Annotated in this window: 10 protein-coding genes; 4 read left to right on the top strand and 6 right to left on the bottom strand. The window is 57.9% G+C overall.

Annotated features, from left to right (window positions below; all coding sequences use genetic code 11):
• Positions 1 to 70: 70 nt before the first annotated feature.
• A complete protein-coding gene (locus AB8B02_RS30635) occupies positions 71 to 589 on the top strand; it encodes a helix-turn-helix domain-containing protein (protein WP_439065977.1) in 519 nt (172 codons plus the stop codon).
• A gap of 431 nt (positions 590 to 1,020) precedes the next feature.
• On the top strand, positions 1,021 to 2,322 hold the full coding sequence (locus AB8B02_RS30640; RefSeq protein WP_439065978.1) for a glycosyltransferase: 1,302 nt from the start codon (positions 1,021 to 1,023) through the stop codon (positions 2,320 to 2,322).
• A 237-nt stretch (positions 2,323 to 2,559) separates the two neighbouring features.
• Here the strand turns inward: AB8B02_RS30640 and AB8B02_RS30645 are convergent, their stop codons facing one another.
• From AB8B02_RS30645 to AB8B02_RS30670, 6 genes are all read right to left on the bottom strand, one after another.
• Positions 2,560 to 3,402, bottom strand: a complete 843-nt coding sequence (locus tag AB8B02_RS30645) for a universal stress protein (protein WP_439065979.1) — start codon at positions 3,400 to 3,402, stop codon at positions 2,560 to 2,562.
• Between the two features lie 471 nt (positions 3,403 to 3,873).
• The gene (locus AB8B02_RS30650) at positions 3,874 to 4,131 is read right to left on the bottom strand and encodes a hypothetical protein (RefSeq protein WP_439065980.1); all 258 of its coding nucleotides are present in this window, start codon (positions 4,129 to 4,131) and stop codon (positions 3,874 to 3,876) included.
• 418 nt (positions 4,132 to 4,549) lie between these two features.
• A complete protein-coding gene (locus AB8B02_RS30655) occupies positions 4,550 to 5,893 on the bottom strand; it encodes an HlyD family type I secretion periplasmic adaptor subunit (protein ID WP_439065981.1) in 1,344 nt (447 codons plus the stop codon).
• A 20-nt stretch (positions 5,894 to 5,913) separates the two neighbouring features.
• Positions 5,914 to 8,256 carry a calcium-binding protein gene (locus tag AB8B02_RS30660; protein WP_439065982.1) on the bottom strand — a complete coding sequence of 781 codons (2,343 nt, stop codon included), beginning with the start codon at positions 8,254 to 8,256 and terminating at the stop codon, positions 5,914 to 5,916.
• The gene (locus AB8B02_RS30665) at positions 8,253 to 10,004 is read right to left on the bottom strand and encodes a type I secretion system permease/ATPase (protein ID WP_439065983.1); all 1,752 of its coding nucleotides are present in this window, start codon (positions 10,002 to 10,004) and stop codon (positions 8,253 to 8,255) included. The genes AB8B02_RS30660 and AB8B02_RS30665 overlap by 4 nt, the downstream gene beginning before the upstream one ends.
• A gap of 82 nt (positions 10,005 to 10,086) precedes the next feature.
• Entirely contained in the window at positions 10,087 to 17,058 is a 6,972-nt protein-coding gene (locus tag AB8B02_RS30670; RefSeq protein ID WP_439065984.1) for a peroxidase family protein, read from the bottom strand.
• A 530-nt stretch (positions 17,059 to 17,588) separates the two neighbouring features.
• On the opposite strand from AB8B02_RS30670, the gene AB8B02_RS30675 reads away from it, so the two are divergent.
• Positions 17,589 to 18,986, top strand: a complete 1,398-nt coding sequence (locus AB8B02_RS30675; RefSeq protein WP_439065985.1) for a sensor histidine kinase — start codon at positions 17,589 to 17,591, stop codon at positions 18,984 to 18,986.
• Positions 18,987 to 19,165: 179 nt separating this feature from the next.
• Positions 19,166 to 19,816: a response regulator gene (locus tag AB8B02_RS30680; protein WP_439065986.1), complete on the top strand. Its 651-nt coding sequence runs from the start codon at positions 19,166 to 19,168 to the stop codon at positions 19,814 to 19,816.
• Positions 19,817 to 20,110: the final 294 nt, after the last annotated feature.

Raw genomic sequence — 20,110 nt, forward strand, 5'->3', positions numbered from 1 at the left:
TCCAGAAATCTTGCATTTTGTAAAGATATACATTATGTATGACATTACAAAATGAATAGGAGTCGTTGTGGTGACTTCCATTACGTCAAAACAATGCGCGGCTGCGCGTGCCCTGGTGGGCTGGTCGCAGGACAAGCTCGCGGAGGCGGCACAAATTGCGCGTGCGACTATCGCGACCTTCGAAAATAATTCCCGGATCGAGCCGTCACAGCGGAATCTGAACAGCATCATCGCCAGCCTGGAGCATGCTGGCGTGCAGTTCATTCCTGAAGATGTGCAGGTGGGCCTTGGCCCTGGCGTACGGCTCCGAAAACTGGCTTTGGAGTATTCGAACACGCTACGAGCGGACGGATGGAATCTGATCTTCCCCGTGCGCTTTAAAGGACAGGCCTGCCAAGTAATAATCACACGCGAGATCATCGACGATATCGTGCGCGGTAATGTCCCGACGCCCCACCAGAGGATAAAAGCTGTAGAGGGCCGACTGCCTCAGTTTCTGGCCGCAGTTGAACAGCACCTGAACTCGGTCGCAAAGGTGCCATCCACGGTCACACTGACCATGAGCGACTTTCCGGCCGGCACGTTTTAGCGGCAAGGACATTGGACACGGCAAGCGCTGACGCTTGACGGCCGCTGGCCTGAGTTAACACCGCACTCGTGGATGCACTTTGCATCCGGGTGTGTTGTGGGAACAACCGATGTGGTGACATTGGGAGGCCTCACGCGAATCGTTTGGAGGCTTTGATGAAACCCGCCGACCTGTTTCCGTTGCTTGGCGCCGTTAACAGCGGCTGGACCTTCGCCGCGTTCGTCATCATCGTGGGCGTCTATCTGTATGTCGGTCGTCGTGATACGCCGTAGGGATATCGGCTGTGGCCGCAACTGGGCTTTCAAGTGATGGCAGCCCATGAGAGATCGGTTTTCTGTAAGGGCAAGCTCATCACCGGCACTGCCCGCGAGGCCGCCGATGTCGCGCCCCCCTGGAGCGCCGACAATGATTGACGGCATGGGTGGAACACGATGCTGGTGGTGATCCAAGCTTTAGGATCGCGAGGCGACGTGCAGCCGTTCCTGGCTCTTGGCCAAATGCTGAAGCAGGCTGGACACGATGTCAGGCTCGCAACCAGCCAGGAATTCGCCGTTGCGGTCGAGCAGGCTGGATTGGCCTGGGCGCCGCTTCACATCGACTTCAAGAAGATCATGACGAAACATGCAGGGCAGGAAGCCATAGGCTCCCTGCGCGGGGCCATCAAAGCCGCCCGCGAGGTCAAACCACTGATGCGCATAGTCCTCGACGATGCTTGGGCTGCATCATCGGGCGCCGACCTGCTGATCTACCATCCCAAAATCCTAGCAGGGCCGCATATCGCCGAGAAATTGGGAATCCCCGCCCTGATTGCCTTGCCGATGCCAGGTCTGTCGCCGACCGCTGCGTTTCCGACGCCGCTATTCCGTTGGCCCGTCTGGTCTGGACTGACCAATCGGTTCAGCCACCATCTGGTACTCGCAGCCACGCGGCTGGGGTATCGTGGCATGATCGACGCATGGCGGGACGCCGCGCTCGGTCTACCGCCGGCCGCCACGGTGAAAACATCGATGTTGAACGTCTTGGGCAAGCCCGTTCCACGGCTCTACGGATTTAGCGAGGCCCTTGTTTCCCGACCGGCGGATTGGACCGCCAACGATCACATCACCGGCTACTGGTTCTCAGATCTTGAGCCAGCATGGTCTCCACCCGCCGATTTGGTAGCGTTCCTCGAGGCCGGCCTGATGCCGATTTACATTGGCTTTGGAAGTATGGCGCCAGGGAATGCCGCCGTTCGAACGGCTATTGTCGTCGAGGCCCTAGAACGCGCCGGCTTGCGCGGCGTGCTGGGTCTAGGCTGGGGCGGCATGGAGGAGATCGAGGCGGCGCCGCATGTCCATTTTGTCCATGATGTGCCTCATGAGTGGCTCTTTCCGCGCGTGCAGGCCGTCGTTCATCACGGCGGCTCGGGCACCACGCATGCCGGACTGCGATATGGCCGCCCGACCCTTGTTTGTCCTCTCCTCGGCGATCAACCATTTTGGGGGCGTCGGATCGCTGAACTCGGCGCTGGCCCCGAGCCTCTCCCGATCACGGCATTGAACGTCGATCAGCTTGTCGAGGCCATCGTAGAGTTGGTTTCCAACGAAGCATACGTGACCGGGGCCCGGAGGATTCAGGATCAGATCACGGCGGACGGTCAATCGACAGCCGTTCAGGTTATCGAAGCTCATGCCGCTGTTCGCGCCACGTCACGATCGAGACGTGCTGACCGACGAGGAGACTCGGGCTCGTAGCGTCCACGCTTCCTGCTTTTCTGTAAGTTATATAACCGCGAATACCGGCCCATATTGTGCTCAGCTGATCAGGCTGGTGCCGTGCGCCCGTAGCGCTTTGCCTAGAGGCTTCCAGCTTCGCATGGCATAGCATTCATTGTGGAAAACACTTGGATCGGTCGTGATCCGCTGCATAACGGCGATATGGGCAGCAGTCGAACTATGCATCTAGTTCGCCGAGACGTCCAATAAATACGATTAATGGGCGATCAGAGTCGGCACTGTGATGTTCCTGAGCAGTGATCGTGTCACGCCGCCAAAGATGAATTCCCTAGTTCTGGCATGGCTGTAGGCCCCGAGCACGATCAGGTCCGACCCATCGTGGCTCGCGAATTCGCGAATAATGTCGGCGACGGCTTTGCCGTTGGACTGTCGTTGCTCGACGGCGGCTATGACGCCATGCCGGCAGAGATAGTGCGCTACATCGGCGCCCGGCTGTTCGCCGTGGGACGCATTCTTCTTCGGATCGATCACTAGCACGGTCACGGAGTGCGCGGCCTTCATCAGCGGCAGCGCATCGCTAATTGCCCGCCGCGCCTCCCGGCTCGCATTCCAAGCAAACAGGATTCTATTAGCGACGCTGTCGCTGGTCCAGCTCTCCGGCACGATCAAAAACGGAACACCGGTCGCCAGCAACATGGCCGCCGGAGTACCCTGCGCAGGCAGGCCGCCGGGCGACGGATAGCCAACGATGACTAAGTCACTGTGAAGCGAATGCAGCCGTGCTAGTTCGTCGGCGTTGTTGGCTTCGATGGATCTGAATTCAAAGGTCACGCGCTCGCGGCCGGCTAAGGCCTCGAAATTCTTGATGGCCCCCGCAGCCGCCTCCCGTTCGAACATGCTGTGGCGCTCCACCATTTCGCGTACGGCAATGGCTCCGGCGACGAAGCCATCGGCGGGATTTTGCCGCCAGCCTGTGGGCGCGATGAACACACCGATCAGGTGCGCGTCGTGCTCAGCAGCAAGGCGGACGGCATAACGGGTCCGGACCGCAGCTCCTGGCGAAGGGTCGACGAAAACGATCAGTGACTTGAGGGCCATGGTGCCTATCCGTTCAGTTTGCGCGTGTCGCGTTTGGCAGTTGTAGTGCGAGCGATCTGGCCGGATTGCGCTGGCGGGCCGGTCCACATTGCAGGCCGGGTTGTGCCGGTATGAAGATGACGTCAGCCGTGCCAAGGGGAGGGAGTGACGCACCTGACGTTTTGCACGAGCAGAAGCATGGGCTGGCGCGACTGAACGACCGCTGAACGAATGTGGTGGATAGGGGAGGGCTTAGATGCGACACAAGCTGCGGACCACCGGCATTTCCAGCGCGCAACGCTCATCTCAATTATCCAGCAATTACTTGAGATCAAGCGAGCCTAAGAACAATCGCCAGCCTCTCGCTGCGTTAGATCATGCGTAGATCGATAGGATCATATCGCGGCACGCCTGGATCGTGCCGCAGAAGGGTCGCTGACTGGGAAAGTTCTTCGCGGGTCAATGACCATCAGGTTGCTCGGAAGCGCCAATCTACCGCTGCAATCCTATGCGCGGAGAGTGATGCAAGTCAGGATGGATGACTGACGCTTCGGGATGGGACTTTTGCTCAACTCCGAGAAAGTTCGCTCGATCCCGATTCTTGAAGCCATCGCGCGTTCCCTCGAACTCCCGCTCAGAACGATGGCCTCTCTGCCTGTCGGGCCCGAAACGACGCTCGAGCGATTCTGCTGCCGCCAAATCCAAGGTGGCAATCATTATGATCAGGCAGATAAAATGCAGTACTTTCATCTGTCTGGTTCCTTTCCCGCACGTTGAAACTGCTGTTTCCCAACGATTGAAAACGAGTTGCGACGGTCTTTTAGGCGTCGTCCTCAACGTCTCTCCCGATCGGGGCGTGAACTTAACAGAGCGTAATGCTCCCTCGACGTCGTCCACCCATATTCGGGTGAGCTCGCCGCTTCGAATGGCATCACCGATACGATTCGCATAACATACATTATGGAATATATTCCGCGCCCGGACCAGGACTCGCTGCTGTCGTTGAGCGCCCCATGACAGCCTCAACAGTCCTCCGCCAACGAGTCAGCGTTCAACTGTGACGCTGCAGATCCTTCACTCGAGAGGCAACGTGCCATCGTATCACGTGAATGACGTCTTTGCCCAGCCGGAGACGTCGACCGCTCTCCGCCAAATCGCGAATTTCTGATTACCGTTCTCGGAATGCTCGGTTCATCTGGTCGGTAAACGGCTTCACCAAATACGACGCTGCTGTTCTCTCCTTTGTCGAGATGAACACCTCGGCAGGCATTCCGGGAACAAGCCTCATATCCTTGATCTTCGACATGGCGTCATCCGTGAGTTGAAGATAGGCCATGTAGTGCTCTTGCCCATTTGACGGGTCCTTCACCGATGCCGGCGATACCATAGCGACACGCGCTGTAAGTTCAGGCGTGGTTGTACGGTTAAACGAGGTCAACCGCACCCGGGCACTCTGCCCTTCTCTGACCTGATCAATATCGGTGGGAGAGATCTTCACCTCGAACTTTAGCTCGACACCTTCGGGCACGATGGTGGCAATGCGCGCGGCCGGCGTGATGACCCCTCCAATGGTAAACACGAAGAGCTCATTTACGTATCCGGTGATCGGCGAACGAATCTCGGTACGTGATAGCCGGTCCTCAATGGCGAGCTTGCGTTCGTTCAACTCAGAAATTCGGGCATCGATTAATCTGAGATCACGCTGCGCCTCGGTGCTAGCGTTTTGATCGACGGCAATAATCTGTACGCGAATTTCGCTAGTCCGGACCTTTGCACGAGCAATACTGGAGATGATTTCGCCGCGTTCGCCCCGAATCCGTGCCCAATCCCGGTGAACCGAATAGACGCGGGCGTATTCGACGATCTGCTTGGCAAAAAGATCATTCAGCTTGTCCCGCTCGACGCCCACGAGCTTGATCTCTTCCTCCTTAGCTGCCAGACGCGCTTCCATTCCGTTTATTTCTTCGCCGGTTTGGGCAATGCTCAGTTCAAGCTGCTCCTTCTGGCTATCTCGACCAAGCTTGTTGCCTGCAAATAGGCGCCGTTCTCCCTGAACCACCGTATCAACAGAGGTCGAGATTGCTGGAAGTTCGGCAGGGAAATCAATGGACGGCAAGTTATCACGCTCGGCGATCAATCGTGCCTGACGCCCCAGGGATTCGCCAAGCTGCGAACGCACGATCAGGAGTTCAGCCCTAATCTGCACATCATCAAGCGTCGCGAGAATCTGCCCCTGCTTGACGAAATCACCGTGGCGGACGGCGAGAGTCTTTACGATACCGCCATCCCTGTGCTGAACCTCTTTTAGGTTCTGGTCGACTTTCGCTACACCCGACGCGACAACGGCCCCCTCCAGCATTGCCAACGCGGCCCATCCCCCGCAGCCGGCCACCAATAGCAGAACGAGTGTCAGACCTCCGACGACACGCGGCCATATACGGAAGGAACTGCCGCGAACGGGCTTCGGCGCAACAACTTCTGCCTCAAACTGTCTGGCGTCAAAATGTTTCATTGTCCGAGGTCCTGCCTGCTTTAGCTTATGGCAACGGTGAACTGGAGCTGGTGATGGCCGGCGACTTCGATGGAGAAAAAGTCGTCTGAATCCGATCGGTCATGCACATCCACCACGGTAAATTCACCATCATTCAGATGTTCGAACCGAAAGCGAACCGGTCGGTTATCCTGATTACCCTGCAGATAGATGTCGTCGAACATATCCGCGATCTGCTGCCCGTCGTCCGCTTCTTGCAAATAGGCGATTTCGTATGTCGCCGCAAAAATGCGATCGCCCACCGTGAAGTCGGTGATCTTACGGATCAGGAGCGGCTCATGGTCGTCATCGCTGCGTTGAAATTCAAAACGATCCCTGCCCAAACCGCCGGTCATGGAGACCGATCCTGAACCGGCAATCAGGCGATCGTCACCACCTCCACCAATGATTTTTTCAAACGAATTGATCAGGTCGTGACCAATGTCCTGGCCGTCCGCGCGTCCATTCGCAAGGTCGATGGTGACGCTGAGGGTCGCGGTGGCATAAGACAGTGTATCTGAGCCGTCGCCTCCATCGTATTGATCACTCGCAGCGTCAGCGGTTGCCGAGACGCGATCATCGCCCTCCCCGGTCTGCACGACGTCCTGGCCCGCACCATCCGCGACGACATCGTCACCAATTCCTCCGATCAATCTGTCGTTGCCCGCCGCCCCCTCCATTGATAGCGACCACGCTCCAGCGGTGATTGTGTCACCGCCACTTCCGCCAATCACCGCTTCAAATCGCGCGATCTGGTCGTTTCCGATATCCGCGCCGCTCGCTGCATTATTTGCGACGTCGACTAAAACTCCGGATGTCGCAGTCGAATAATCCAAAGTGTCGATGCCCGCGCCGCCATCGTAGCTGTCCGCTTCGCCGTCTGCAGCCGCAATCAGATAGTCATCGCCCGTGCCGCCATCAACGGTGTCGCGGCCGACACCATCGAAAAGTGTATCGTTACCGTCACCGCCAGCGAGGAAATCATTGCCGGCACCGGCAATCACAATGTCCGCGCCATCGCCGCCATCGAGATTATCGTCACCATCTCCACCGTCGAGTGTGTCGTTGCCTCGATCGCCCCTAGCAAGATCTTCCCCCGCACCGGCAAGAATGATGTCATTACCTGCGCCACCGAACAGCACATCATTGCCATGTTCACCCATCAAGTTGTCGTCGCCGTCTTCGCCGTAGATCCGGTCGTTTCCTGCCCCGCCAAAGACGATGTCATTGCCAGAACCTGCAAATACAAGATCATTTCCCGCACCGGCATAGACGACGTCATTGCCGGCCCCAGCGACGATGTGGTCGTCACCCCCGTCACCGAAAATGACATCATTGCCTTCGCGCGCATCTATATTGTCATTGCCGTCGCCAGCGTTGATGGTATCAGCGCATTGCGTACCAAGAAGATTGTCGTCCCCGCTGGTTCCGAGAATCGGTGGCGCTGCCACGACATTAAAATAGGCTACTTGAGGTACAACGACGAACCCGTCAGTGATGAAATAAGTCAACTTGACCGGTCCGAGCATTCCCTGATCATGAACAAAAGACCAATCGCCGTCGGCGCTTTGGCTCACGCTCCCAGAGTTCGCAGACAAGCCGACAACACGAAGACTGTCGCCGTCAGCATCGCTAGCGCCTGCCAGAAGAGCGAGCATTGAAATCAAGAACGCCTGACAACCATATATGTCTTGGAGATATACCGGACCGTTGATGCGCGGCGCCCTGTTCCGCGCCGTCTCTGGATTCACGCCTCCGGGATTTGGAATGTCGATCAGGTGTGGACGCGGTCCTTGCGGCTGTGCGCCCGATCCTCTGCTGTCTCCATCTCCGCCGCCTCCGCCGCCTCCGCCTCCGCCTCCGCCGGTTCGCCCGGTGTCACCCTGCCCCGCTGGCCGGTTATCCTTCGGGCGCTCCGGATCGATCGATGATCCGGAACTTAGGTGCACAACAGGTGGCCGTTCCAGCCCATTCCCATGCGTGACGGAGCTGTTCTGTACGCCCTCTTCCGATTTAGGCAGGACCGGAGCATCGGATCTCGACGATCCTCGCGTCCGTTCCGTGCCGCCAGTTACGTCCTCTTCTGATTCTGCTTCGCCTTCGACGCGTTGTTCGTTGTCGCGTCCGTCTTCGCTGCTCTCTTTATTAGGCTGTTCGTGCTTTTCGTCCGCGCGCGCTTCGACGCGAATCGGCAGAAAGCTGCGCAGATAGGCTACGCAACTGGCCAAAAATAAAAGAAAGACAACCGGAACAAGCCTTCCCTTGTGGTTGTCGCTCTCGACAAAATCATCGCGGCTCTGCTTCGCCGGTCCGGATTCCTGCTTGGTGGCCCTGGCTGTAATCATGCTGGCCTCCTGACCATTGTTTGCTGATCTTCTGTAACCGGCTTGGCAGCTCCCTGCAGACCCGGCGTCATAATGTCGTGCTTATTGCCGAAAGCGACCATCCGGCCATTCTGTACGATGGCGACGAGGTCCACCGCCACAAGCGCGCTTGGCCGATGCGCGATGACGATCGTGATCCCCCCGCGCTCGCGAATACCCTCGATCGCTCGCGTGAGTGCTTCTTCGCCTTCGCCGTCAAGGTTTGAATTCGGCTCGTCCATGACGACGATGAAGGGGTTGCCATAGAGCGCGCGTGCCAACGCGACGCGCTGTCGTTGACCGGCGGACAAAGCCGCGCCTTGCGGACCCAGTTGGGTCCGATATCCCGACGGCATCTTCACGATCATCTCATGAACGCCAGCCGCTTTCGCGGCGTCGACAACCTTACGAAAGTCCGGCTGCGGCTCGAACCGACAGATGTTCTCTTCGATTGTTGCATCCATCAAGCTAACTTCTTGTGGCAGGTAGCCGATGTGCTGGCCAATCTCGTCCTCGCGCCATTGGCTAAGATCGGCCCCGTCGAGCCTCACACTTCCACGCAGCACCGGCCATATGCCGGTCAGTGCACGCACCATGGTGGTCTTACCGCCCGCACTGGGGCCTATGATTCCAAGCGCCTGTCCCGCCTCGATCTCGAAGTTGATATCGCTCAAAATAATTTGGCCTGATCCCGGGGCAGCAATGGTCGCCTTGTCCACCGTTAGACGCATGCTCGGGGCTGGTAATTGCATTGGCTGGTCCGCCGCAGCAAGAGCGATCACCGTATCGCGTAGCCGCGCATGAGCCATGCGTGCTGCGATAAACGACTTCCAGTTTCCGATCGCGAGATCGACTGGCGCGAGCGCGCGCGAAGAGGCTACCGAACATGCAATGATCGCACCGGCGGACAATTCATTCTTGATTGTTAGATATGCGCCAAGCCCAAGCAGCGCCGATTGCAGGATCATGCGGAAGACCCGAGAGACAGCTGCAAATGTACCTGTGATATCGTTGGCCTTGGTCTGCAATTCCAGATGCTCGCCGTTTGCCTCGTTGAAACGACCCACAGCTCGCCCGGCAAAGCCCATGGCCTTGAGAACGTCGGCATTGCGCGCATTGCAGTCGGCAATCGTGTTTCGCGCGAGCGCCGCCTTGCGTGTTGACACGCTGAGACGTTTTGTCAGCACTTCGCTGACAACCGTCATAACCGTCAGAAAGAGCGCGCCCGCGATCGTCAACGCACCAAGCAGCGGATGAAGGAAATAGATGAATGCGAGATAGATCGGCATCCAGGGTAGATCGAACAGTGCTGCCGGTCCCTGACTGCCCAGGAAACCACGAACCGTATCGACATCGCGACCCCGCTCAAGAGCCTCCGATGTCGAAAAGCCAAAACGCGGCATATCGATCGCGACCCGGTGCGCGAGTGGCGCAATCTTCTTGTCCATCCGGGCACCGACACGAACAAGCACTTGGGACCGGATGACGTCGAAGCAGCCCTGAAACAGATACAGCCCCACAGCCAGACCTGAGAGCACGACCAGCGTCGGTATGCTTCCGCTGGTCAAGGCTCGGTCATAGATCTGCATCATATATAGCGAGCCAGTCAGAGCCAGAACGTTGATCAGCCCCGATACGATGAACAAGAAAATAACGATACCGCGCAAGCCGCGCGTGAGTTCTGCAAGGCTCCTGCGTTTTGCGGGAGTGAGTTCTTTTGATTTTACCATTGTGATGCCGCCCGGATTTCAAACTCAAGAGGACGAGTTTGGGAGCAGTGGATCAACGATCCACCGCTCCCAATCTTGCAGACTAGAGCCCGACGTTGGCCGCCGTCAGCTGCTGATGCCCAGCGATTTCGATCTTGAAATCGGCATCCGTGTTTCCATCGATGTTGCCCTGCACGATTGTGAAGTCACCGTCGTCTCGCGACACGAAGCTAACAGCCAGTTGGCCCGCGGCACTGAACGCGGCTCCATTGATCAGCTCGAAAGCCTGATCGCCAGTTGCAGTCATATTGGCATCGATGCCGGTGAGGTCGATCCGGTCGCCCGGCTGGAATCCGAGGATGGTGTCGCCGTTAGTAGCCGACGCGGATGTGAATGTGAACGTGTCATTACCTAGACCGCCGTTCATCACGTTGACGGCATTACTCGCAATGATGACATCGTTCCCGGATCCGGTTGTAACGTTCTCAATGCCCCAGATCGTGTCATTACCGGTCTGCGAGCTTGATACGCTTCCATTGGCAAAGGCGGCCGGGCCGGAGCCCAGATTGACGGTGATGTTGGCGGTGGTCGCCGACATATTGAGGGTATCTATCCCCGTCCCGCCTTCACTATCGTCACCGAAATAGACATCGTCGCCGTCAGCCACCTCCGCCACGATCAGGTCGTCGCCGGCACCGCCGAACACCGTGTCTGCTCCGGCGCCGCCATTGATCAGATCGTTGCCTGCTTCACCCAGGATACGGTCTGCTCCGGATTCGCCGTAGATAATGTCGGCCTGATTACCCCCGAACACCTGATCGTCGCCGTTGCCGGCGAAGATCACATCCCGGCCGTCGCCGCTGTTGACGAAGTCGGCACCGTCGCCCGCCGAAATCGCATCGGCTCCAGCATTGCCGATCACGACGTCATCACCATCGAATGCAATGATGTTGTCGTCGCTTGCCGTTCCGACTAGCACGTCCATCTGCTGGGTTCCGGTTCGGACTGCGCCGGTTGACGGGACAGCATTCCCGGCTTCCTCGTTGTCTTCGTCATCGCCACCACAATCATCGTCGTGATCGCCGGAACCCACCTGAGGGCCGGCGCCGGCTGCGACGTAGCTGATGCTGTGGGCACCGTTAGTTAGGGTCGTTACGCCGTTCGTGACCGTCTCATCGTAGTCGGCGGCCGTCGTACCTGCAGGCAGTTCGATCACATCCTGCGGACGCAGAGTTCCAATGATGGTGTCGTGGCCCCCATTGGAGCGGAACACGATGCGATGCGCCGAACTCAGGGCGGTGATATCCACGGTGTCGTCGCCGACATTGCCGTCGATGGTGATGGTGCTGAAGTTGAGGCTGGTGTTCGGCAGGTTGAAGTCGCCGATCACCGTGATCGTGTCGCCGCTCGAAGCACCGCCGTTCAGGCCGCCGCCGTCATTGGCGGTGACGTTGGTGGTGTTGATCTGGATTTCCTCGATGTTGTCGAGTTCGGCAATGACCGAGGCATTGTTGGTGCCGTTGCGTGTGATCACAATTTCAGTGCCAGCGGCGAGCGAGGAAAGGTTATTTCCCGCCACAGCACCCCATGCCGCCCTTGTATAGATACGGAAGGCTTCGGCAGCGGCAACACCAGTGAGCACGTAGGTGTCCGAGGATGTATCCCGGCCGGCGGTTATCGCGGTCGTGCCACCATCGATGATATCGCGGCCGTCGGTGCTGAGCTGAGTGATCGTGTCGGCGCCTGAACCGCCACGGATCGCATCGTTGGCCGCTCCGCCATTGATGGCATCGTTGCCCCCACCGCCCTCGATGGTGTCGGTACCGCCAAGACCCAGCAGGGTATTGGCATTGCCGTCGCCGGTGATCGTATCGTTACCGGCGCCGCCGGTAACGTTTTCGATGCCCGACACGAACGAGAAGCCCGATGCCGCGCCGTTGTTGAGATCCACCGTGACGGAACCCGCCGACGTATAGATCAGGGTATCGGTGCCACCGGCCAGGTCGGCCGTAACCGATTCAACGCCGGCAATGGTGCCGCCCTCGAATAGGGTAAGCGCCGTGCCGTTGAAGGACACGTCGAGCGTCTCACCACCGCCAGTCCCGGTGATTTCCAGCGCGTCGATATCAGCGCCGCCGTCCACGGTATCGGTGTCATCGCCGAATGTGTAGCGGATGGTATCGTTGCCGGCACCGCCGTTGACGATATCGTTGCCGTCGCCACCGGTCAGGGTGTCGTCGCCGATGCCGCCGTTCAGCGTGTCGGTGCCGTCCTGGCCGAGCAGCGTGTCATTGCCACCGTTGCCGTTCAGGGTGTCGTTGCCGGTTTGGCCGAATATCGTATCGTTGCCGATATTGCCGCTCAGGGTGTCGTTGCCAGCAACGCCGCCATAGATGATGTGATCGTTCGTAAGCGTTATGGCGATCGTATCGTTGGCGTTCGATCCGGTTCTGATCGTGAAGGTCTCGACACGGGTCAACCCGGTGTCGTCCGTTACACGGACATTGAGCGTGTAAGTGGCGTTCGTGCCCATTGTGCCGCCGGTGCGCGCCACCGTGCCGCCGCTGCTCACCGTAAAGCCCGCGCTGCTCCCGGCCAGCAAGGCGTAGGTGAAGGTACCTGCACCATTGGGATCGACTGCGCTCAGGGTTGCAATCGTGCCGTTCCCGGGGAGCGTTGTGTTGCCCGGCGTTACACCGTTCCACTGGATGTCAGTGGGCGGACGCGGCACGTCTATTTCCACGTCGGAGAAGCGCAGGCGCTCCATGTTGCGCAGGATATCGATGCCATCCAGACCACCGGGTGTGAACCCACCTGCCCCATCGGGAATCAGATGCTCCACCCGGATACTGCCATCCGCATTACCCGTGATCGTGTAGTTCGCCCTGATATCAGAGAAGACCGCGGTGTCGGTATCGCCAGTTCCAGTCGCCGAGACGATGTCGCGGACGATCTTGAGCTGCCCGGGATTGACTGTGCCGGACAAAACCGAGGAAACCAGCGTCGTCATCGAGTCGTGGTAGCTCAGGACCGTGTTACCGGTCGGACCATTGGCGTCGTAGCTGGACATGACCGCGATGCGGACCCTCAGCCACTTGTCGCCATCGAGGATGTCGTCGCCGCCACGGCCTTCGATGAGGTCGCTGCCGGCGCCCCCGAGGAGGATGTTGCCCCCGACAAAGCTGCCCTGGGCATCGAACGAGCCTGCCCCGGCTCCAACCAGCAGCTGCTGCAAACCCTGGATAAGGGCTATGCCCTCGGCATCCAGGGCACTGCCGCGGAAGCCTTCGGTCGGCACATCCGCGGCGGTGACGTCGGTACCTCGGATCACGTCATCCTTGGTCGAGCCCGAAGCGCCTTCCACCTGGGTGAAGGTGTCTAGTGCCACATTGGCTGGAAGGACCGGAACACCAGGAAGTATCTGCCGGGCGAGATCGACATCCACCGCGAAGTTCATGTCGCCGTAAGTCGTCCAATCGTAGCCGGACATGCCGTCGAACTTGCCGCGGCCGAGGCTGCCAAACCAGATATCGTCGCCGCCTTCGCCGATGAACTCGTCGAAGCCGCCGTCGCCGTGGAACACGTCGTGACCCTTGACCGCGTCGGCCTGGAACTGGTCGTCGAAGTTATCGCCGACCGCGCCGGTCCAGGCTCCGACTTCAATCCAGTCATCACCTTCGCCGCCAAGTGTCTGCTCGGTAGTCTTGCTGCCCAGCACGAAGTCGTTGCCGACCCCGCCAAAGGCCTCGTCAAGCATATCCGCACCCAGGACGATGAAGTCCTGCCCCGCGTCACCGACGATCAGATCGACGCCCGCGCCGGCATTGATGGCATCGTGTCCTGCGCCGGAGCGGATGATGTCGTCGCCGAACAGATCGGTTATGATGTCGTCGCCGTCGCCGCCAAAGTAGGAGTCGTTGCCCGCGCCGCCTTCGAGCCGATCATTGCCGCCGTCGGCATAGAGCGTATCGTCGCCTTCGCTGCCGATCAGGATGTCGTTGCCATTGGTGCCACCGAGCAGAACGTGTTCAACGCCGGTATATTTCAGGTAGTTCGAATCCGGGCCAACCGTGCCGGGGTTATTACGAATAACCAGCGGGGTAAGAATGCTGCCGCCGGTCGGATCGTTACCCAGGTTGTCGGCGGATTCGTCGATCGCTGTGTTCGGATCGTCCAATAGGATGCTGTCTTGGCCGGCAGTTTCACCGAGGCCGGGATTCCATTGCTTAGTCCGGTCGATTTCCAGAATAAGGCCGGGCGTCGAGAAGACGTCGGAGGGCAAATGGCCCGCGTCCGCGTTGAGGCTGATGATTTTGGCGAAGGTGTTGTTTTCCATTTCCGACAGGAAATGCATGCCATCCAGGCGCTGCAGATAATAGAACCGGTCGCCGTCCTGTAGTTGCTCGAGCTGGACTTCGAACACAAAGTTGAAAGTCGAGCCGAGCATGCCGCCAAACGGCAGGATCTTTTCGGCAAGACCACCAATCCACAGGTCGATGTTGTCGAGTCCGGTGGTCGTGACGCCGCTGGGCAAGCTGGCCCACGCGCCGGTGCCGTTCAAGAAATCCTCCGCGTCAGCCGGGACGCTGATCGTGCGGGCTTCATTCGCCGCAGTCGCCGGGTTATCGAGGATAGACTGTGGCGTGCCAAAGATGATGGCCATCGCCGCAGCGCGCTTACCTTCAATCGTTGCCTCGCCAGTAATCGAGCTGTGCAGGCCATAGGCGGCCATGAAGTTGATGACCGAGGCTTCATTCTTGAGATTGCCGGCAAACTCCACCCAGCTATCGTAGGGCTTGAGTTCTGGCGCGTGCGAACTTGCCTCGAAGAACTCGCGGCGAGCAGCATTTAGCGAAGGAACGCCTGCATCCCGGCCGCGCGCGAGATTGATGGTGGCCAGATCGAGCGGCAGCCCCAGCAGATTGTTGCGCAGCGCACTGGTGACGAACTCGTCGATTTCATTGCCAACCTGGCGCGTCATTCCGCGGATGATATCACCAGCGGCGATGCTGTCGGCGACGGTGTGGCCCGTATCGAACTCGATCGGGTTGAGAAAGCCTTCAATCAGGCTGATCTGATCATTGGTGAACGAAGCATCCAGCCGGTCGATCTGCTCGGTCAGCATGGAGTGGCCGAAGCGGTAAACCACATGGGCGAACTCAGCCACGATGGCCGGGTTAATGTCCGCGTGATACCCGTCCGGAACTACGAAGAAGTCGATATTGGGTTGGATTTTGCGCGCAAAGTCCTCGAACACCGTATGCTGATATTGCATTTCAGTGCCGAACTTGGCTGCCTGGAACAAGCGCTCGCCGTCCCAGGTCAAGGTAGCGGCATAGGCTGCAAGGGCGGCCGGGTTCGTCGGGATGGCATTGACCTGCGCTTGCGTCAGATCGATGTCCAGCCACTCGTTGATAAAGGCCATGTCCTTGCTGGCGAGCACGATTTCCTTGGTGTGCTCGACCAGACGGTTGTGCTCGGAGTGGAAAATGTGATGCACGGCAGTCAGGCCGATATTCTCGTTGACACGGCCGTCACCGGCGATGAAGTGCGCATCAAGCAATTCGTTGTCATAGACCGCCGGGTTGTTGCCGGGGTTCAGCAGGCCGATTTCAATGTCGCCGTCCGCAATGCCATTTGGCACCGCGTCATGGGCAATATCTGCCAGGAATGCCGCGTTGATGCGGATTGCGCTGGCGAGGCCGACCGGGGCGGCAAAGGTGCCGGAGATGACGACGTCATCGGCAGTATTGGGAACGCCATCGGCGCCAACGCCGGTGATTATCTGGGCAAACCCGGCGGCATTTGGGATGAAGTTGCCGTAGGCGTCGGTGCGGAGCAGTGGCACAGCGCCAACATCCTGGTCGGTCAGAAGGATGCCAAGCATCTTGGCCTGTTCCTTGACCTCGGCCCAAGTGGCCATGCCGCCCGGCTGAGCGCCTCCGCCTTCGATGAGTTTACCAGTGGCGTGCGGCTTGCCATCCACACCCATCGCGTACTGCCGCAGGAAAACCTGATGCGAAGCGTGCGAGGTATAGGTCTGATTCTGGTCAACGAAGGGCGTTGTGGTGTTGACCGGGCGGGTGTCGTCGGCCGTTCCCATGATGCCGTCGGCACCGGGGCCTACCGTAGCGCGTGTCAGCACCATGAAATTGGTCGGGCTGCCCGCCACATAAAGCGGGTCGTCCGGCTGCAGCGGAACAAACACTGTGCCGCTGCCGCCCTTGTTCACGAGATCAAGGCCGTGATCGAAGAACTGGCCGAACAGGGTGAACCAAGAATTGAATGGAGCCGACAGGCCTGCGTCAGGTGCCACGTTGGTTACTCTGACGTTATCGCCATCCATGACGATTCCGAACGGCTCAAGCGCCGCATCGCGAACGATGCTCGCGGCTTCAAGATTGAAAACCGCGACATCGTGCGCGGCAGTCGCCGCTGCCAGCGTATCTATCGCAGTCTGCTCGGCGGGAGTCGGGGGTGTGTCCGGATTGCCATCGCTGAGGGCGTTTGCCGCTGCTTTGGCATTATCCATGACAACGCGCGACTGGTATTCCGCATTGGAGACCGGCTTGTAAATGTCGTAAATGGCCTGCACCAGGGCCACGTTGGTGAGGTCCGCGGCCACGAGACCGCCAACCTGCAAACCCTTGATGATGGCTGCCGGATTGCCCAGGGTCTGGTCGACGATCAAGTTGGAGATCGTGCGCAGACTGGAGTCGAAGACCATCGAACCAGGATTGTTGGAGGGATTGTAGTTGGTCGGCACTGGGGGGCCGAAGCCGGGCGGGATGGTTTGGGCCGGCCGAAACACCGGATCGAGCAATTCTGGGAATGGCAGATCGGCCGCGCCCCAATGTTCCTGGCCCGGCAACAGGTTGTTGTATGAGCCGTCGACGGTGCGCAGCCCAAGGCTCAGGGTATACGCGGGAACCGAGCCGACCTGACCGGCATCGCCTACACCGTAGAGCGGGGCAGCGTTCGGATCATTCGGGTTGGCAACATAGGCAGCGTGCTTTTCGGCGATCTTGATCTGCTCTAGAATGAATTCCAGATCGCTCTTGATATAATTGGCCATATTGCTCTCCCTATGTAAGTCGTTTCACCCTTAAGCCCGTCTACGACTATTCCGTCCGACAGTTTTCGATGTTCAACGGAGGTCAAAATCAAGCTGGTGGTGATGGCTGGCCCCTCTGGCATCAGATCTCCACGCTAGGGCCGCCGTATTTGCTTGCTTAGGGGACAAGGTCCGAGCAGCACTCGGACTGAAGACCAACCACGATAGGACCTTGGTCTGACGACCTTTGTGTCTGTAAGGGAGAATGGTCTTTGTGTGCAGGAACCCGCTCTGGATCAGTGCGTCCGCCGCTCATGTTCTCTATTTGGCTTTGTATCGGACCCACGATCGGCGAGTTAGCTTTACGTGGAACAGCTCCCGATCCGACGGAGGCATAAGATGCGACAGCCCAATCCTGACGCTCCACTCAGTGATCGCTTTTAGAAGAATTTGAAAATTCGGCTTTATCCGCCCTACCTCAATTTTCTAAGTCTGACTAAGCAAATCAAACGCGATTTCAGTAACCCGATTATTCAAAGCGGAACCTCGCAATGATCTGGCACCGACCCGATATCGGTCAAAAGTCAAACCTCTTTCGACAATTTTTCATCGCCGCCACGCTGACGATCGTCATTTCCATGACTTTGCTCGCGTATTTCATCTCGCGCCAGCTTGAGACGAGCATGATGGAAACGGCAGCCGAGGAAGGCGCGATTCTGGTCGACGTATTCCTTGGCCCCTCCCTTCAGGAGCTGGCAACGTCCTCGACGCTAACTTCCAACACAGCACTAGCACTGGACAATCTGCTTAAGACAACCATGGGTGAGCGCACTAAGGCGCTAAAGGTCTGGTTACGAGATGGTACGTTGGCTTATGCAACCGACAAGCGGCTCATCGGGCAGAAATTTCCATCTGCCGAACGGGATGCGGCGTTTGCCGGTAAGGCCTTTGGTGGATTTGCGGATACGGACGATGCAGAACATCAGACAGAACAGCCATTCGAACGACCGCTGATCGAGATTTACGCACCAATCTATGCGACGGGAAGTCGCGACGTCATTGCAGTTGGAGAAGTATACAATAGTGGAGCGCGCTTCACCGCCGAACTACAGACGATGAGGGTGACCACAGCCAGCATTGTCGGCGCCGTTACCGCCCCCATGATGATCATACTGTTTGTGACGGTATGGCGCGCCAATGCCATTGTTTCGGGTCAGCGGCTCTCGCTTCAAAAACGAATTGACGAGGCTCAAGCACTTGCAGCGCAGAATGATCAGCTGCGCCGCACTTCCGAAGCCGTAAAACTCGCCGCCATGCACTCCAACGAACGCCTGTTAGGAGAAATCGGACAAGATCTTCACGATGGTCCCATTCAACTCGCCAGCGTTTTGGCACTTAAATTGAGTGAACTTGCTGACACAAATCCGAACACGACACGTGTATTGTTGACGAACGTTACAGACCTCACGTCCAGTATCCTCAAAGAACTGCGCGACATCTCAACCGGCCTCGTGTTGCCGGAGCTTGACGGGCTCACCTGCGCCGAGACAATTGAGCTCGCAGTTTCGCGCCACGAACGAAACACGGCGACCAATGTGACATGCGAGATCGACTCATTATCTTTCCGTCCAGAACAATCACTTCAAGTATGCGTGTTTCGTGTGGTTCAGGAATGTCTGAACAACGCATATGCGCATGGAGACGGCCAGGACCAACATGTGACAGCAATCCAGGATGCATCGTCTGTGACGATCATTGTGGGCAACAGCGGGATCACCGAACTCAGCACTAAACCTTCGTCTGGCAGAGGCGCGCGGCTCGGGTTGTTGGGCCTTCGCAGGAGAGTGACGGCGCTTGGTGGCAGCTTCTTCGTCGAACCGCAAGATGACCGTATGACAGTGACCGTAACACTTCCAATATCAAAAACATCAACGCCAACACAACCTTAAATAGCAACGTATAATCAGCTAGTGCTGGGCTTAACGCTAAGTTAAATTCGACATTTACAACGCCTCTAAAGCGTGCACAGTTTAGCTCATTGTTCATGCACACTAGCATGCGTATTTGTACATATTAGTCCTACTTGATTTGAAATCCTCAGCGTTTTGCGAGGCTTGTGATGAGTTTAATGTCCGTCGCTTTGGTGGATGATCATCCATTAATGATTGAGGCGATATCGTCGCTACTTCTCCGGTCCGGTAGATTTGACGTCATTGCTACAGGCGTGTGTGCGAATGATGTGGTGGACATTTGCACACGAAACGCGCCGCAGGTCATCGTCGTCGATCTGAACATGCCAGGCGATATTTATACTGCAATGTCGGCAGCCATTTGCGCGTCGCCTTCGACAAAGGTTATAGCCTTCACCGCTGCGACGGGTGTCGATTCAGCGATACGCGCACTCGACTCCGGCGCTACCGGCTATGTATTGAAAGGCAGTAGCTCACGCGAGCTTATCGACGCCATCACAGCTGCGCATTCGGGCGAAACCTACATCACACAACATTTTGCCAGCCGTGTCATTGCAGCGCTACGAGATACGTCATTACGACGTCGGGCTGCCGAAGCTGTGAAACTGAGCATTCGCGAGCAGCAAATCGTTCGCCTTCTCCTTCATGGAAAAACGAACAAGGAAATCGCGCTAACAATCCGCATTAGCGAGAAGACGGTGAAACACTACATGACACTGCTGATGCAGAAGCTTCATGTCCGAAATCGTCTAGAGGTTGTCATTGCAGCCCAGAAGCTCGATGAGCGAGGCGGGGCGGCAATGCACTAGGGCAAGCGGTTGTGACGACGCCCCAAGGACAGTCGCCGTTTGATAGCGACCGTATTGAGAACTGGGCTCGACGGCATCGCCCATCCGCGCTTCGAGCCGGACTAATCAATCGTATTGATGGTGGCGGAGTTGCTACTTGCATATGAGGATTCGTCCTTAGTTTTTTGATACTGCCGTCTTTCTTCCAGAAGCATCCGCATCCAAGCGGATGCGGTCTCTGTTTCGCAGCAAAATTTGTTATTGCACACCGGCAACATGATCGCACCGTATACAGTGGCCGCTGGTCGCTCTGTC

This window comes from Tardiphaga sp. 862_B3_N4_1 (assembly GCF_051811085.1).
Lineage (GTDB): Bacteria > Pseudomonadota > Alphaproteobacteria > Rhizobiales > Xanthobacteraceae > Tardiphaga > Tardiphaga robiniae.

Coding starts and splice junctions, on each gene's coding strand:
- AB8B02_RS30640 (WP_439065978.1), top strand. CDS start 1,021: ATGCTGGTGGTGATCCAAGCTTTAGGATCGCGAGGCGACGTGCAGCCG.
- AB8B02_RS30645 (WP_439065979.1), bottom strand. CDS start 3,402: ATGGCCCTCAAGTCACTGATCGTTTTCGTCGACCCTTCGCCAGGAGCT.
- AB8B02_RS30650 (WP_439065980.1), bottom strand. CDS start 4,131: ATGAAAGTACTGCATTTTATCTGCCTGATCATAATGATTGCCACCTTG.
- AB8B02_RS30655 (WP_439065981.1), bottom strand. CDS start 5,893: ATGAAACATTTTGACGCCAGACAGTTTGAGGCAGAAGTTGTTGCGCCG.
- AB8B02_RS30660 (WP_439065982.1), bottom strand. CDS start 8,256: ATGATTACAGCCAGGGCCACCAAGCAGGAATCCGGACCGGCGAAGCAG.
- AB8B02_RS30665 (WP_439065983.1), bottom strand. CDS start 10,004: ATGGTAAAATCAAAAGAACTCACTCCCGCAAAACGCAGGAGCCTTGCA.
- AB8B02_RS30670 (WP_439065984.1), bottom strand. CDS start 17,058: ATGGCCAATTATATCAAGAGCGATCTGGAATTCATTCTAGAGCAGATC.
- AB8B02_RS30675 (WP_439065985.1), top strand. CDS start 17,589: ATGATCTGGCACCGACCCGATATCGGTCAAAAGTCAAACCTCTTTCGA.
- AB8B02_RS30680 (WP_439065986.1), top strand. CDS start 19,166: ATGTCCGTCGCTTTGGTGGATGATCATCCATTAATGATTGAGGCGATA.